Source organism: Arthrobacter sp. B2I5 (genome assembly GCF_030816735.1).
Classification (GTDB): Bacteria; Actinomycetota; Actinomycetes; order Actinomycetales; family Micrococcaceae; genus Arthrobacter.
In genome coordinates this window covers 3,949,784-3,966,092 of record NZ_JAUSYF010000001.1, presented here as the reverse complement: position 1 = coordinate 3,966,092, position 16,309 = coordinate 3,949,784, and the positions used below count along the sequence as shown (strand labels likewise).

The 16,309-nt window shown below is 66.2% G+C and carries 10 protein-coding genes, 1 pseudogene and 2 riboswitches; of the genes and pseudogenes, 5 read left to right on the top strand and 6 right to left on the bottom strand.

What is annotated here, in order from left to right:
• Positions 1–111: 111 nt before the first annotated feature.
• Positions 112–849: an HAD family phosphatase gene (locus QFZ60_RS18385; protein ID WP_307092347.1), complete on the top strand. Its 738-nt coding sequence runs from the start codon at positions 112–114 to the stop codon at positions 847–849.
• 136 nt (positions 850–985) lie between these two features.
• Positions 986–3,331, top strand: a complete 2,346-nt coding sequence (locus QFZ60_RS18380; protein WP_307092345.1) for a glycoside hydrolase family 65 protein — start codon at positions 986–988, stop codon at positions 3,329–3,331.
• Positions 3,332–3,430: 99 nt separating this feature from the next.
• Here QFZ60_RS18380 and lipA read toward each other — a convergent pair whose 3' ends face one another.
• The 6 genes and pseudogenes from lipA to gcvP form a co-directional block, all read right to left on the bottom strand.
• The gene (gene lipA, locus QFZ60_RS18375; RefSeq protein WP_307092344.1) at positions 3,431–4,444 is read right to left on the bottom strand and encodes a lipoyl synthase; all 1,014 of its coding nucleotides are present in this window, start codon (positions 4,442–4,444) and stop codon (positions 3,431–3,433) included.
• Positions 4,445–4,497: 53 nt separating this feature from the next.
• Positions 4,498–5,950 (bottom strand): annotated as a pseudogene (locus QFZ60_RS18370) (L-serine ammonia-lyase).
• Positions 5,951–6,476: 526 nt separating this feature from the next.
• Positions 6,477–7,805, bottom strand: a complete 1,329-nt coding sequence (glyA, locus tag QFZ60_RS18365; RefSeq protein ID WP_307092342.1) for a serine hydroxymethyltransferase — start codon at positions 7,803–7,805, stop codon at positions 6,477–6,479.
• Entirely contained in the window at positions 7,802–8,185 is a 384-nt protein-coding gene (gcvH, locus tag QFZ60_RS18360) for a glycine cleavage system protein GcvH (RefSeq protein ID WP_043451773.1), read from the bottom strand. The genes glyA and gcvH overlap by 4 nt, the downstream gene beginning before the upstream one ends.
• Positions 8,186–8,217: 32 nt before the next feature.
• The gene (gene gcvT / locus QFZ60_RS18355) at positions 8,218–9,354 is read right to left on the bottom strand and encodes a glycine cleavage system aminomethyltransferase GcvT (protein ID WP_307092339.1); all 1,137 of its coding nucleotides are present in this window, start codon (positions 9,352–9,354) and stop codon (positions 8,218–8,220) included.
• A 10-nt stretch (positions 9,355–9,364) separates the two neighbouring features.
• On the bottom strand, positions 9,365–12,217 hold the full coding sequence (gcvP, locus tag QFZ60_RS18350) for an aminomethyl-transferring glycine dehydrogenase (RefSeq protein ID WP_307092337.1): 2,853 nt from the start codon (positions 12,215–12,217) through the stop codon (positions 9,365–9,367).
• A gap of 161 nt (positions 12,218–12,378) precedes the next feature.
• Positions 12,379–12,479, bottom strand: a riboswitch (glycine riboswitch).
• Positions 12,480–12,768: 289 nt separating this feature from the next.
• Positions 12,769–12,866: riboswitch (glycine riboswitch) on the top strand.
• 145 nt (positions 12,867–13,011) lie between these two features.
• On the opposite strand from gcvP, the gene cycA reads away from it, so the two are divergent.
• From cycA to QFZ60_RS18335, 3 genes are all read left to right on the top strand, one after another.
• Complete coding sequence (cycA, locus tag QFZ60_RS18345; RefSeq protein WP_307092334.1) at positions 13,012–14,553, top strand: D-serine/D-alanine/glycine transporter; 1,542 nt, start codon at positions 13,012–13,014, stop codon at positions 14,551–14,553.
• A gap of 175 nt (positions 14,554–14,728) precedes the next feature.
• The gene (locus QFZ60_RS18340; protein ID WP_307093380.1) at positions 14,729–15,529 is read left to right on the top strand and encodes a hypothetical protein; all 801 of its coding nucleotides are present in this window, start codon (positions 14,729–14,731) and stop codon (positions 15,527–15,529) included.
• Positions 15,513–16,262, top strand: a complete 750-nt coding sequence (locus tag QFZ60_RS18335) for a LamB/YcsF family protein (RefSeq protein WP_307092333.1) — start codon at positions 15,513–15,515, stop codon at positions 16,260–16,262. The genes QFZ60_RS18340 and QFZ60_RS18335 overlap by 17 nt, the downstream gene beginning before the upstream one ends.
• The last annotated feature ends 47 nt before the right edge of the window (positions 16,263–16,309 follow it).

Below are 16,309 nucleotides of genomic sequence, written 5' to 3'. Positions count from 1 at the left end.
GCAGTGGGCGGACAGGAAGCGATGCTGTGCGCATGCCGCGCCAGCAGCACCTCCTGCAGGCCGCCCCGGCAGGACCGGCAGTCCGTAAACCGAGAGGACACCGCACTGCCGATGACATCACAAACTGCAGCTGATACCGCCGCCTGGACCGGCGCGGCAGCAATCCTGTTTGACCTTGACGGGGTGCTCACGCCGACGGCCACCGTGCATGAGCGTGCCTGGCAGGAACTGTTCGACGGGTACCTTGCCTCGCAGCCGGGCGTCGCCGGTTACAGCGAAAGTGACTACTTCGACCATATCGACGGCAAGCCCCGCTTCGATGGAGTACGCGACTTCCTGTCCTCCCGCGGGCTCACGCTCCCGGAGGGTCCGCTGGATGACGACCCCGCCCACGAGACCGTCCAGGGCCTTGGCAACCGGAAGAACGCGATCTTCAACGACATCGTGAGCACCGGCGTGGAACCGTTCGAAGGCTCAGTGCGCTTCCTCCAAGCCGCGTTGGAACGCGGACTCAAGGTCGCCGTCGTCTCCTCCTCCCGCAATGCCCCCGCCGTCCTGGCGGCCGCCGGACTCAGCCGCCACTTCGCCGTCGTGGTGGACGGGGTGGTGGCTGCGGAACAGGGCCTTCCCGGCAAGCCAAGCCCGGCCACCTACGAATACGCGGCCAAGCTGCTGGACCTGTCCAGTTCGGAGTGCGTGGTGGTGGAAGACGCCGTGTCAGGTGTGCAGGCCGGACACGCCGGATCTTTCCACTCGGTCATTGGCGTGGACCGGGGCGCCGGGCGGCAGACGCTGCTCGACGCCGGAGCCACCCTGGTGGTCAACGACCTTCAGGAACTCATCCCCTAAAAAGCCCCGGACCCCCGTTGCCTTCCCCGGGCAACCCTGCTGTTTCCCCTGCAGCACCAATCCCAGTACCACTCTTCCCCCGAATACACCGTGCCGCCCCGCCCGGCAGCACGGCAACGCCAAAAGGACCCCGACCATGGCACTCATCTCCGCGGACCGCGAACGGTTCCCCGACACCCCCTGGCAGCTCGTTGAAACGCGCTACGAAACCGACAACGCGGGAACACTTGAGACCCTGTTTGCGCTGGGAAACGGGCACCTTGGCATCCGGGGTGCCCATTGGGCCGCGGCCGACGCCGAACTGCCGGGCAGTTTCATCAACGGGCTGCACGAAATCTGGGACATCAAGCACGCGGAAAACGCGTTTGGGTTCGCCCGGACGGGCCAGCGCATCCTGTACATCCCGGATGCCAACAATTTCACCGTGGTAGTGGACGGCGAAAGCCTCAGCCTGGCCGAATCCGAGGTCCTGGACTACCGGCGCACCATCGACTTCTGCACTGGCATCTATGAATGCCGCGTCACCTGGCAATGCCGGTCCGGCGCCACGGTGACCACCACGGAACGGCGCGCGGTGGGCTTCGCCTCCCGCGGCAGCCTTGGCATTTCCCTGGAAGTTGCCACGGACCGCCAGGTCTCCCTGGACGTCATCTCCTCGGTCATCAACCGCCAGGACCAGCCGGTGGAAGACCACTCTGTGCATGACCCGCGCCGCGCCGGCCGCCACGCCGGGCGGGTGCTGCTGCCCCTGCGGCTTGACGGCGGCGACGGCTCCCTGCGCCTGTCATGGGAGGCATCAGAATCCAAGCAGCGCGTGGGGATTGCGGTTGACCACTGGACCTCCGCCGGGCACCAGCCGTTCGAGACCCTGGTGGACCAGGACGACAGCAGCGTCCGGTATGTCCTGGCCGTGGATGCCGGTGAACCGTTCCGGCTGGAAAAGAGCGTCAGCTACGCGGCCGGCCGCACGGTGCAGGAGCCGGACGTCGACGCAGCCGCGGTGGCGGAAGAGAAGCTGCGCCCGGTGAGCGAGATCTTTGCCGAGAGCGAGGCCCACTTCAGCAGCTACTGGGCGACGTCGGACATCCAGGTTGAGGGAGGCCGGCCGGGACTGCAGCAGGCCATCCGGTGGAACCTGTTCCAGCTGGCACAGGCAACGGCGCGCGCCGATGTTGCCGGCATTCCCGCCAAGGGCGTGACGGGCTCGGGCTACGAGGGGCACTACTTCTGGGACCAGGAAGTGTACCTGCTGCCGTACCTGACCTACACGAATCCCGACGGCGCCCGGCAGGTCCTGGAGTTCCGCCACGGCATGCTTCCCGAAGCCAAGATCCGGGCCAAGGAGCTGAGTGTTGACGGCGCCCTTTTCCCATGGCGGACCATCAACGGGCTCGAGGCCAGCGCCTACTACGCTGCCGGCACGGCCCAGTTCCACATCGCGGCCGCGATCGCCTTTGCCACCAACAGGTACCTCTGGGCCACCGGCGACTCCGCCTTCCGGGAGGGAATGGGCGCCGAGCTGCTGATCGAAACCGCCCGGATGTGGATCTCGCTGGGCTTCTTCGGCAAGGACGGGCTCTTCCACATCCACGGCGTCACAGGCCCGGATGAATACACCGCAGTGGTGAACGACAACCTGTACACGAACGTGATGGCCCGCTTCAACCTGCGCGCGGCCGCCGCGCTTGAGCACGCCGAAATCACACAGGAGGAACGACAGCTGTGGGAAGCAGCGGCCAGCCGGATGCAACTGCCGTACGACGAGCGGATGCAGGTGCACTCCCAGGACAATGACTTCATGACCCTGGAGGCCTGGGACTGGACCACGCCGCGGTCCAAATACCCCTTGCTCCTGCACTTCCACCCGCTGGTGATCTACCGCCACCAGGTCCTAAAACAGGCGGACACTGTCCTGGCCATGTTCCTGCAGTGGCAGGATTTCACGGCGGAGGAAAAGCAGCGCGCCTTCGACTTCTACGATCCCATCACCACCGGCGACTCCACCCTGTCCGCCTGCGTCCAGGGGATCATGGCGGCGGAGGTGGGCTATTCCAAGGAAGCCCTGGACCACTTCACCAACGCCGTCTTCATCGACCTGGACGACACCCACGGCAACACCATCGACGGCGTGCACATCGCCTCCACCGGGGGCGTATGGAGTTCGTTGGTCTGCGGCTTTGCGGGGCTGCGTGACCAGGGCCCGGTCCCATTCTTCGATCCCCGCCTCCCCGCGGAGTGGGACGCGCTGGCCTTCCACCTGAAGATCCGCGGCCGCCTGCTGCTGGTCCGGCTTTCGGCCGACGCCATCACGCTCGCCGTCCAGGAGGGCGGGCCGCTGGAGCTCGACGTCCGCGGCCAGCGGGTTACCGTGACGGGCCAGCCCGTGCAGGTCCACCTGGAGCGCGTCCCGGAGCCGGAGCCTACGGTCTTCCCCAGCGGCCTGCCCACGGCGAGCATTCCCGTGGTGCGCGGCAACAGCTGAGCGGTTTGCCAGGCTGGGAGGACGCGTTCGACGGCGGACCGGCAGGAACTTCCGCCGGCCCACCTTAGCCTCCTGCCGCCGTCGTGCATTCCTCCGCTCTCAGCCGGCCAGGAGGGTGGCGGCTTCCTGGCGGGTGGTGCCGGAGTCCTGGATGCCGTCGGCGATGTGGGCGAGTTCGGCGGGGATGTCGCGGCCTTTTTTGCGCATGGCGGTGGCCCAGAGCCGGCCGGCGCGGTAGGAGGAGCGGACCAGTGGCCCGGACATGACGCCGAGGAACCCGATTTCCTGGGCTTCGTGCTGGAGATCCACGAATTCCTGGGGTTTGACCCACCGGTCCACGGGCAGGTGCCGTTCGGAGGGGCGGAGGTATTGGGTGATGGTGATCAGGTCGCAACCGGCGGCGTGGAGGTCGCGGAGGGCCTCGGAAATTTCTTCGCGGGTTTCGCCCATGCCCAGGATGAGGTTGGACTTGGTGACCATGCCCAGGTTCCGGCCCTGGGTGATGACGTCCAGGGACCGTTCGTACCGGAACGCGGGGCGGATCCGCTTGAAGATCCGGGGTACGGTTTCGACGTTGTGCGCGAAGACCTCGGGGGCGGAGTCGCAGATCGCCTTGATGTGCTCGGGGTTGCCGGAGAAGTCCGGGATGAGCAGTTCCACGCCGGTGCCGGGGTTCAGTTCGTGGATTTTGCGCACGGTTTCGGCGTAGAGCCAGACGCCTTCGTCTTCCAGGTCATCGCGGGCCACGCCGGTGACGGTGGCGTAGCGCAGCTGCATTGACTGGACAGAGCGGGCCACCTTGGTGGGTTCGAACCTGTCCACGGGCGAGGGCTTGCCGGTATCGATCTGGCAGAAGTCGCAGCGGCGGGTGCATTCGGAACCGCCGATCAGGAAGGTGGCTTCCTTGTCTTCCCAGCATTCGAAGATGTTGGGGCAGCCGGCCTCTTCGCAGACGGTGTGCAGGCCTTCCTTTTTCACCAGGTTCTTCAGCCCGACGAACTCCGGGCCCATCTGGACCTTGGCCTTGATCCATTCCGGTTTGCGTTCCACCGGGACCGCAGCGTTGCGCTGCTCAATCCGCAGCATCTTCCGGCCTTCAGGCGCCAATGTCATGGTTGCTTCCTTTGTTTGCTTTGGGGTCTTGTGCCGGGCTGGGTTGTTGGTGGTCAGCATTCGACGACGTTGACGGCGAGGCCGCCCATGGCGGTTTCCTTGTATTTGGAGGACATGTCCTTGCCGGTTTCGCGCATGGTGATGATGACTTCGTCGAGGGAGACGCGGTGGGTGCCGTCGCCCCAGAGCGCCATTTTCGCGGCGTTGATCGCTTTCGCGGCGGCGATCGCGTTCCGTTCGATGCAGGGGACCTGGACCAGCCCGCCGATCGGGTCGCAGGTCAGGCCCAGGTTGTGTTCCATCGCGATCTCGGCGGCGTTCTCCACCTGTGCCGGGGTCCCGCCCATCACCTCGGCCAGGCCGGCGGCGGCCATCGAGGACGCGGAGCCGACCTCGCCCTGGCAGCCCACCTCGGCCCCGGAAATGGAGGCCTGTTCCTTGTAGAGCACCCCGACCGCGCCGGCAGCGAGCAGGAACCGCACCACCACATCGTCGCGGTCGGCCTGGCTGGCCTGGTCCATGCCCGGGGCGAAGTGCAGCGCGTAGAACAGCACCGCGGGAATGATCCCGGCCGCGCCGTTGGTCGGGGCGGTGACCACCCGGCCGCCGGAGGCGTTCTCCTCGTTCACCGCCAGCGCCACCAAGTTAACCCACTCCTGCCAATACCGGGGGTCGAAGCGGACCGCGTCCCAGGCCGCGTCCTGGCCGCTGTCCTCGTCCTGGTCTTGGGTGTGCGCGGATTCCTTCTTGAGCCGGTCGTACCAGTCCGGGGCGCGGCGGCGGACCTTCAACCCGCCCGGCAGCACCCCTTCACGCTTCAGCGACGTGGCTACACAGTTCTCCATTACCGACCAGATCTGCAGCAGACCCGCCCGGATCTGCTCCTCCGTACGGGAGGCTTTTTCATTCACGAGCATCACATCGGAGATGCCCAGCCCGGTCACCGCGCAGTGCTCCAGCAGTTCCGCGGCGGTCCGGAACGGCAGCGGCAGTTCCTGTTTGGACGCGTCCAGTTCCTGCTGCGCCGCGTCCTCCTCACCCTCCCGGACGATGAACCCGCCGCCCACCGAGAAAAACGTCGCCGTATGCAGCACATTGCCGCCGGCATCGGACACGGTGAACGTCATCCCGTTCGTGTGCCGCGGCAACACCGTCAACGGCCGCAACACCATGTCGCCCACCCCGTACGGCAACGGCACCCGCACCGGCCAGGTTCAACGTCCCGGTCTCCGCGATCGAGGCCAGCCGCTCCTCCACCTCATCGGGCAGGATCAACTCCGGATGAAACCCCTCCAACCCCAACAGGACCGCGGTCATCGTCCCGTGCCCGTGGCCCGTCGCGGCCAACGACCCATACAAATCCACCCGCAACGACCCCACCCCAGCCAGCACCCCCGAGGCCTTGAGTTCCTCAGCGAACACCGCAGCAGCCCGCATCGGCCCCACAGTATGCGAACTAGAGGGCCCAATACCGATCGAAAAGAGATCAAAAACGCCAACAGCCATAACGGGTCTTCCTAACTAAAACTCTGGTTCGGTCGATGGTGGCCGGGTTTGGGTGCGCCTGGCCGAATTCCTCCGCGTGCTCGGTCGCGAAGACGCCCGCTGAGCGGACGTGACGCCGTGGCAGGGTTGGGTGCGCCTGGCCGAATTCCTCCGCGTGCTCGGTCGCGAAGACGCCCGCTGAGCGGACGTGACGCTCCCTTAGACGCACGTCTCCGGAATCCGCCCAGTCGCCAACGCCCGTCACCAGAGCAACAGCACAAGCAGGCAACGAACCGCAAGGCATGCTGGGCGGAACCGGAAACCACGTAGTCCGCCACACGCTGCCTGTACATCCTGTCCTCCACGCGTTTTCTGTAGGTCCTGCCGCCTTCACGCCCGGCAACCTCCGCACGAGGGGCCGGCGGAGCCGGACTTTTCGAAAGCGTGCGTCAAAGCGACGAAGGAGCAGCACGCGTGAAAATGTCCGGTCCGCCGGTCCCGTACCCGACACGGCCCCGACGCGCAAACCTGACCACGGCGGAAAATCTCAGGACAGGGGTGCGACGCCGAGGTAGAGGGGGTGGGCCTTCGCTAACTCCTCGACGCGGTGACGGAGCCTGGAAAGGTCGGCGTCGGCGTCGGCAATTAATGCTTCGGCGATGATGTCCGCAACTTCGCGGAAGGCGTCCTCGCCGAAGCCGCGGGTGGCCAGGGCTGGGGTGCCGATACGGAGGCCGGAGGTGACCATAGGCGGGCGGGGGTCGAAGGGGACGGCGTTGCGGTTGACGGTGATGTCGATGGCGGCGAGCCGGTCTTCGGCCTGCTGCCCGTCGAGGTCGCAGTTCCGCAGGTCGACGAGGACCAGGTGCACATCCGTACCGCCGGAGACAACGCTGATGCCTTTGGCCGTGAGGTCGGGCCTGACCAGCCGTTCTGCCAGGATGCGTGCACCGGAGAGGACGCGTTCCTGCCGTTCGCGGAACTCTTCGGACGCGGCGATCTTGAACGCCACGGCCTTGCCCGCGATCACGTGTTCCAGGGGGCCGCCCTGCTGGCCGGGGAACACAGCCGAGTTGATCTTCTTGGCGATGTCGGCGTCGTTGGTCAGGATGATGCCGCCGCGCGAACCGGCGAGGGTCTTGTGCGTGGTGGAGGTGGTGACGTGCGCGTGCGGGACAGGGGACGGGTGCAGGCCCGCGGCTACCAGGCCGGCGAAGTGCGCCATGTCCACCATGAGGTAGGCGCCCACGGAATCAGCGATGCGGCGGAACTCGGCAAAGTCGAGCTGCCGGGCGTAGGCGGACCAGCCGGCAACGATCAGCTGCGGCTTGGTTTCCAGCGCCAGCCGCTCCACTTCGGCCATGTCCACGGTGTGGGTGTCCTCGCGGACGCCGTAGGGCACCACGTTGTAGAGCTTGCCGGAGAAGTTGATCCGCATGCCGTGCGTGAGGTGGCCGCCGTGGGCCAGGTTGAGGCCCATGATGGTGTCGCCGGGCTTGATCAGCGCGTGCATCACTGAGGCGTTGGCCTGCGCGCCGGAGTGCGGCTGGACATTCGCGAACCCGGCCCCGAACAGGGCCTTCAGCCGGTCAATGGCAAGTTGCTCGATCACGTCGACGTGCTCACAGCCGCCGTAGTAGCGCTTGCCCGGATAGCCTTCGGCGTACTTGTTGGTCAGCACCGAGCCCTGCGCCTGCATTACTGCTGCGGCAGTGTGGTTCTCGGAAGCGATCATCTCCAGGCCGTCGCGCTGCCGGCCCAGTTCGTCGTCGATCTTTGCCGCAATCTCGGGATCCAGGACGGCGAGATCGGCGTTCAGGCTGGGGGAGACCACCTGTTCAAAGGTGACGGTCCCCGCCGATGCAGCCCCGCTCACAGCTCGCCGCCGTTCGCTGCTGCGTACTCCTCGGCCGACATCAGCGGGCCTTCCTCGGTAACGGCCACCTTGAAGAGCCAGCCGGCGCCGTAGGGGTCGCTGTTGATCAGGGCGGGGTCCGAGACCACGCCGTCATTGATCTCGATGACCTCACCGGTCACCGGAGCGTAGAGGTCGGAGACGGACTTGGTGGATTCCACTTCGCCGCAGGTTTCGCCGGCCGTCACGGTGGAGCCGACCTCGGGAAGGTCAACGTACACGATGTCACCCAGGGCGTCGGCAGCCACGGCGGAAATCCCGATCCCTGCGGGGCCGGATCCGTCAACGGCAACCCACTCGTGCTCGGCGGAGTACTTCAGTTCAGAAACAACTTTGCTCATGATTTTTCCTTACGTTTGAAAACTGCGGTGGCTTACTTTTGGCGCTTGTAGAACGGGAGGCTGACCACTTCGAAGCGCTCGGGCTTGCCGCGGAGGTCGATGTCCAGGACGGTGCCGGCTTCAGCGAATTCGACGTCGACGTAGGCCATGGCGACCGGGTACCCGAGGGTGGGGGAGGGCTGGCCGGAGGTCACTTCACCCACCAGGCTGCCGTCCTTGAGGACGGGGTAGTGGGCGCGGGCGGCACGGCGGCCGGTGCCCTTGAGGCCCACCAGCTTCTGCCCGATGGTTGAACCGACTCCGGCGGCCTTGATGGCGGCCAGTGCTTCCTTGCCCACGAAGTCGCTCTCCTTTGCCAGCGACACCACGGGACCAAGGCCGGCCGCGTAGGCGTTGACGTGGCGGGAGAGTTCGTTGCCGTAGAGCGGCATGCCTGCTTCGAGGCGGAGGGAGTCACGGGCGGCGAGGCCGGCGGGGATGAGCCCGTGGCCGGCGCCGGCTTCCAGCAGCGCTTCCCACAGGCCGGCGGCATCCTCGTTGGGAACGTAGATTTCGAAGCCGTCCTCGCCGGTGTAGCCGGTGCGGGCCACGAGGAGGTCCTGGCCGTTTATTTCCACCTCGACGGCGGCGTAATACTTCAACTCCCGGACCAGTGCGTGCTGTTCGGCCGGGACCAGCTTCAGGAGGATTGCCTCGGAATTCGGTCCCTGCACGGCAATCAGCGAGGTCTCAGCGGAGGCGTCGGTCACCGTGACATCAAAGTTGGCGGAGCGCTCCAGGAGTTCCTTGGCTACAACCGCGGCGTTGCCCGCGTTGGGCACCACCAGGTACTTGTCCACGCCTTCTTCGGGGGACGGGCGGCGGTAGGTGATGAGGTCGTCGATGATGCCGCCGTCCTCGTTGCAGATTAGCGAGTACTTCGCCTTTCCGACGACGACCGCGGACAGTTTGCCCGCGAGGGCGTAGTCCAGGAACGCTGCAGCGTCCGGGCCCGTGACCCAGACTTCGCCCATGTGGGAGAGGTCGAACAGGCCGGCGGCGTTGCGGACGGCGTGGTGCTCGGCGAGCTCGGACTCGTACTTGAGCGGCATCTGCCAGCCGCCGAAGTCCGTGAAGGAGGCCCCGGCTTTCTTGTGCTGATCATAGAGCGCGGTGTAGTTCTCATTCATTGGAAAATCCTTAGTTCTCAAATTCGGAAAGCGGAGGGCAGGAGCACACCAGGTTGCGGTCCCCTGCTGCGCCGTCGATCCTGCCCACGGGCGGGAAGTACTTGTCCTGCCGCAGTGCGCTCACGGGGAAGGCGGCCTGCTCGCGCGGGTATGTCCGGTCCCAGTCCGAGGCGACGACGGCGGCAGCCGTGTGGGGTGCGTTGCGCAGCGGGGACTTCTCCACGGGGAAGTCGCCGGCGGCCACCTGGTCGATTTCCTTGCGGATGGTGATCATGGCTTCAATGAAGCGGTCGATCTCCGCGAGGTCCTCGGACTCGGTGGGCTCTACCATCAGGGTGCCTGCCACCGGGAACGAAAGGGTGGGGGCGTGGAAGCCGAAGTCGATGAGGCGCTTGGCAACATCTTCCGCCGTGACACCGGTCTTGGCGGTCAGCTCGCGCAGGTCCAGGATGCATTCGTGGGCCACCAGGCCGCCTTCGCCCGTGTACAGAACGGGGTAGAACTCGTTCAGGCGGGAGGCGACGTAGTTCGCTGCCAGCAGCGCTGACTTGGTGGCCTCGGTCAGGCCCTCGCCGCCCATCAGCTTCACGTAGGCCCAGGAAATGGGCAGCACGCCTGCGGAGCCGAACCGGGACGCGGAAATGGCAACCCCATGCCCGTCCTCGTGCGCAGTCTTGTTCGCATCGCCGGGCATGAACGGCGCGAGGTGGGCCTTGGCGGCAACCGGGCCGACGCCGGGGCCGCCGCCGCCGTGCGGGATGCAGAAGGTCTTGTGCAGGTTCAGGTGGGACACGTCGCCGCCGAACTTGCCGGGCTGCGCAAGCCCCACGAGGGCGTTCAGGTTGGCGCCGTCAACGTATACCTGGCCGCCGGCAGCGTGAACGGCGTCGCAGACCTCACGGACGTTGGCGTCGTACACCCCATGGGTGGACGGGTAGGTGATCATGATGCAGGACAGGACGTCCTTGTGGGCCTCGATCTTGGCCGTGAGGTCATCGTGGTCGATTGTCCCGTCCGCGGCGGTGGCGACGACGACGACCTTCATCCCGGCGAGCACGGCGGAGGCGGCGTTGGTGCCGTGCGCCGATGCGGGAATCAGGCAGACGTTGCGCTGCTGGTCGCCGCGGGAGTGGTGGTAGCCGCGGATCGCCAGCAGGCCCGCGAGCTCGCCCTGGGAGCCGGCGTTGGGCTGGATGGACACCTGGTCGTAGCCGGTGATCGTGGTCAGGTCCGCCTCAAGGTCGGCAATGAGTTCACGCCAGCCTTCGGTCTGGGAGTCCGGGGCGAACGGGTGGATGGAGGCGAACTCGGGCCAGGAGATGGCCTCCATTTCTGCGGTGGCGTTCAGCTTCATGGTGCAGGAGCCCAGCGGGATCATGGTGCGGTCCAGCGCCAGGTCCCGATCGGACAGGCGGCGGATGTAGCGCAGGAGCTGGGTTTCGGACCGGTGGGTGTTGAACACCGGGTGCTGCAGGTAGTCGGAGGTGCGCAGCACTGACTCCGGCAGCTCGAACCCCTGGGCGTCACTCACGGGACCGGCGCCAAAGGCGACGGCAACGGCCGACAGTGTTGCCGCCGTCGTCGTCTCATCAACGGAGACGCCCACGGTGTCCGCGTCGATGAAGCGCAGGTTGATCCCGCGGGCTTCCGCTGCGGTGATCACCTTGGCGGCCTTGCCGGGAACGCGGACTGTGAGGGTGTCGAAGAAGGAGTCGGTGACCAGTTCGCGGCCCATGGAAGCCAGCGCGGTGGCCAGGACCCGGGCCTTGTGATGGGCGGTTTCGGCAATTGCCTTCAGTCCGTCCGGGCCGTGGTAGACCGCGTAGAAGGAGGACACGATGGCCAGCAGGGCCTGGGCGGTGCAGATGTTGGAGGTGGCCTTCTCGCGGCGGATGTGCTGCTCGCGGGTCTGCAGGGCCAGGCGGTAGGCGGGCGCCCCGGCGTTGTCCTTGGACACGCCCACGATCCTGCCGGGCAGGGTCCGTTCCATGCCCTTTTGTACGGCCATGTAGGCGGCGTGCGGGCCGCCGAAGAACAGCGGCACGCCAAAGCGCTGGGTGGAGCCGACGGCGACGTCCGCTCCCTGTTCGCCCGGCGGGGTGATGAGGGTGAGGGCCAGCAGGTCCGCGGCCACGGTGACCAGCGCACCGCGGTCCTTGGCCTCGGCGATGACGGCGGACTGGTCCCAGACCCGGCCGGAGACGCCGGGCTGCTGCAGGACGACGCCGTTGATGGCACCGTCGGGCAGGCCCTGGGAGAGGTCGGCCACCTCCACCTCGAAGCCGAGCGCCTCCGCACGGCCCAGCACGATGGCGATTGTTTGGGGGAGGCAGTCGGCGTCGAGCACCGTCTTTCCGTCCTTGGCATCCTTGTTCTTGTTGGCGCGGCGCATCAGCAGCACGGCCTCAGCCACCGCCGTGGCCTCGTCGAGGAGGGAGGCGTTGGCCACGGGAAGGGCCGTCAGGTCCTGGACCATGGTCTGGAAGTTCAGCAGGGCCTCGAGCCGGCCCTGGGAAATCTCCGGCTGGTACGGGGTGTAGGCGGTGTACCAGGCCGGGGATTCCAGGATGTTGCGGCGGATCACCGGCGGAGTGACGGTGTCGTAGTAGCCCTGGCCGATCATCTGGACCGCGGTCTTGTTCCTGCCGGCGATCCGGCGGAGCTCGGCCAGGACCTCCACCTCGCTGAGGGCGTCGGTCAGCCTGAGCGCAGTTTCCTGACGGATGGACGCGGGGACGGCCACGTCAACGAGGCCATCCACGCTGTCGTAGCCCACGGCCTTGAGCATGGTGTCGACGTCGGCCTGGCGGCGCGCGCCGATATGGCGGTCAACAAACGATGTTGGATGCGATTGAATCGTCATGAGGAACTCCAGTTCTGGCCGGCCAAAAGGTGGCGCGGCGTGGGATGGGTTCCTCCCCGCTCTGTATTGGACCTGAGAGATTCCGCGTTGCCTGCTCTTGGCAGGGGGCCGCTTGCACCGTCGGTGAACCAGGCAAAAGCCCGGTTGCTTTCCAGAGTCGCCTCGCCGTGACGGTACGTGGGCCTGAGAGATTCCTGGGGAGGATTTGCTCCTACGGCGCCTGCCCGGTGTTTGGCCGGGAGGACTCTCCCGTCACAGCTCGAAAGGCTTATTCAAATATGGGTGATTCGGCTCACAAGGTATCGGGATTAACTGCCGGTGGCAAATCGGGCGGCCGCCGCAGCGGCTGAATTCGGCCCGCGAGACCCCTTCTGTCGCGCTTGTGTCAGAGCAGGTTTGACTTTCGATCGTGACGGACACCACACTGAACCCCGGGATTGGCGCCGCCGGTGGCCGGCTCAACATATCCGGAGCGGCCCACCAGCCGGCGCCCGTCCCAATGCATGACCCGCCGCGGCCCCCAGGGCTGCGGTACCAACTGAACATGCCTTCGACCTGCGGCGGGAGAGCCCTGCCGGTACATTCAGCAGGCGCCGTAGGAGCAAATCCTCCCCAGGAAACTCTCAGGCCCACGTACCGCCGCGGACAGGCAACTCTGGAAAGCAGCCAGGCAAGTTCCTGGCTCACCGACGGTGCAAGCGGCTTGGCTGCGGAAACTCTCAGGTTCACTACAGAGCGGGGAGGAACCAAATCTTTTGCGGTACCCAAGTGCCGCTTTATCGATGGAGTTCCTCATGGCGATTCATCCCCCCACGTCCAACGGCGAACCTGCGCGCAACGAAGCCGCAAACACGGCCGTCCGCAGCGAGCCACCCCACCTTGAACGGCAGCTCACCAACCGCCACATCCAGCTGATCGCCATTGGCGGAGCGATCGGCACGGGCCTTTTCATGGGCTCCGGCAAGACCATCTCCGCGGCCGGCCCATCCGTGATCTTCGTGTACATGATCATCGGTTTCATGCTCTTCTTCGTCATGCGGGCCATGGGCGAACTGCTGTTGAGCAACCTGAGCTACAAGTCCTTCAGTGACTTCGCTGCTGATCTCCTGGGGCCCTGGGCAGGCTTCTTCACCGGCTGGACCTACTGGTTCTGCTGGGTGATCACCGGAATCGCGGACGTGATCGCCATCGCCGGCTACTCCAAGGAACTCTGGCCGGGGCTTCCGCTGTGGATCCCGGGCCTGGCCACGGTGGGCATCCTGCTCCTGCTGAACCTCGCCACCGTCAAGGCTTTCGGCGAGACCGAGTTCTGGTTCGCCCTTATCAAAATCATCGCCATCGCTGCCCTCATCATCGTGGGCCTCTTCATGATTTTCACCCGCTTCCAGAGCGACGCGGGCACGGCAAGCTTCACCAACCTGTGGAGCCACGGCGGGTTCTTCCCCAACGAGTTCATGGGCTTCGTGGCCGGATTCCAGATCGCCGTGTTCGCCTTCGTGGGCATCGAACTGGTGGGCACCACCGCCGCCGAGGCCAAGAACCCAGAGCGCACGCTGCCCAAGGCCATCAACGCCATCCCTGTCCGCGTGCTGCTGTTCTACGTCGGCGCGCTGGTCATCCTGATGGCGGTCACCCCGTGGACCCAGTTCGCCGCGGGCCACAGCCCCTTCATCGGCATGTTCTCCCTGGCCGGCCTCGGCGCCGCGGCCACAGTGGTCAACCTGGTGGTCCTCACCTCGGCCATGTCCTCCGCGAACTCCGGAATCTACTCCACCTCCCGCATGGTCTTCGGCCTGGCCCAGGAAGGTGACGCCCCCGGCATGTTCGGCCGCCTGTCCACGAGGAAGGTGCCCAGCAACGCGCTGTTCCTGTCCTGCGTCCTGCTGTTGTCCGGCGTCGTACTCATGTATGCCGGCCAGGACGTTGGCAAGGCCTTCGAAATGGTGACCACCGTGTCCGCCGTCTGCTTCGTCTTCGTCTGGTCGATCATCCTGGCCAGCTACATCTCCTTCCGGCGCCGCCGGCCGCACCTGCATGAGGCGTCAAAGTTCAAGATGCCCGGTGGCATCCCGGCCGTGTGGGTGGTTTACGCGTTCTTCGCCTTCGTCCTGTGGGCCCTGACCACCCAGCCCGACACCCTCGTTGCACTGCTGGTAACCCCCATCTGGTTCGTCGTCCTTGGCGTGGCGTGGGCCATCCTGCGGCGCCGTCCCGCCCACCTGGCCCGCTTCGAGGTCTTCCAGGCTGAACTTCGGGCCGACCAGGCTGCCGCCGGGCGCCCCGCAGGCCAGGACTCCGGCGCGGCAGGGCATGATGTCCAGGAGGCCAGGAAGTAACGGCCGACGGCGGGTTGCGGCGCAGGCGCTTGGCTTCAGTTGCCGAGTCCTGCCGCCGCAGGCCGCCAGTCGTGAGCTGCAGACCGAAAAGTTCAGCATGCTTAGTGTTTGTCCACATAGGATGGAATGAGCACGGCAGCTTACCCGCTGCAGGTCGATTTGAATGAAGGTGACCATGGCCCGGCGCAGCAACCCCGCAGTACGCATCGCACAGGAAACCGCCCACAACGCAATGTTCGATTCCGAGGGCAAGCCAAAGCCCGGAGTCCACAACATGCTCATGAAGGCAGTACAGATCCAACGGCCCCTGGTGGTCGGCTACATCCGCCGGCTCCAGAAGAAACATCCCCGCGCCACCGCTGCGCAGCTGGCGGACATCGCCGAGCGCGACTACCTGCGTGCAGTCGCCGGCGGGGGTGCCCTGGTGGGGGCCACCGCCGTCGTCCCCGGGGTTGGAACCGTGGCGTCGCTGGGACTTTCCGCCGCCGCCACCGTTGGTTTCCTGGAAGCAACAGCCCTCTATGCCACCTCGTTGGCTGAACTCCACGGCATTCGCCTCACCAATCCGGAGAAGGCCGGCACCATGGTCATGGCCATCATGCTTGGCGAGGAGGGCACCGCCCTGCTGGGCACGCTCAGCGGCCAGGCATCCGGCGGCCCCAACAACACGTGGGGCAATGCACTCTCGAAGTCCATGGTGGTGCCCGGGTTCGGCAGCGTCCGGAAGCGGATCCAGCATGCCTTCCTCAAAAACCTGCTTAAGCGCCAGGGAACTGCGCTGTTCGGCAGGGCCCTCCCGTTCGGAATAGGTGCCGTGGTGGGTGGAGCCGGTAACCTCGTGATGGGCCGTGCGGTGGCCAGGAACGCCCGGGAGGCGTTCGGGCCAATGCCGGACACCATTCCCGGGGAGCTGACTGCCGCCGCCGGGCCGGACAACCTGACGCTGGAAGGCAACACATTTGGATCTCAACGCTGACGTAGGCCAATCATTCGGCTCCTGGACCACCGGCGGTGATCCGGCGATGTTCCAGCTGGCCACCAGCGTCAACGTAGCCTGTGGCCTCCACGCGGGCGACCCCGTCACCATGCTCGACAGCTGCAGGGCGGCATACGAACTCGATGTCACCGTCGGTGCGCACCTGGGCTACCGGGACCTGGCCGGCTATGGGCAGCGCTCGCTGGGGATGAGCTTCGATGAGCTTTTCGGCGACGTCCTGTACCAGCTGGGGGCGCTCGACGGCGTCGCGCACGCCGTGGGTGCCTCCGTGGACTACGTGAAGCTGCACGGAGCGCTGTACGACACCACAATTCATGACGCCGAGCAGGCCTCCGCCGTAGTCGCGGCAGTAAACGCTTACGATCCAGGCCTCCCGTTCCTGGGCCTCCCGGGCTCGGAGCTCCTGAAGCAGGCCAAGGAAGCAGGGCACCCGGTATTCGTCGAGGCCTTCGCGGACCGCGCCTACCTCGCCGATGGCACCCTGGTGCCGCTCTCCGAGGAAAATGCAGTCCTTCACGACGTCGATGCAGTGGTTGAGCGGGCTATCCGCCTGGCCACGCAAGGCGAAGTGGTGGCTGCGGACGGCACGGTGGTAGCGCTCCGGCCGGACTCACTGCGTCTTCAGGGCGGGAGCCCCGCGGCGGTAGAGACGGCGGCCAGGATCAGGGCAGGACTCGAAGCTGCAGGCGTAGGACTGGAGTCTTTCGCATAGAGGCCTGGACTCCTTCGCGTAAGGGCTAGCGCACGAGCACAGGCCAG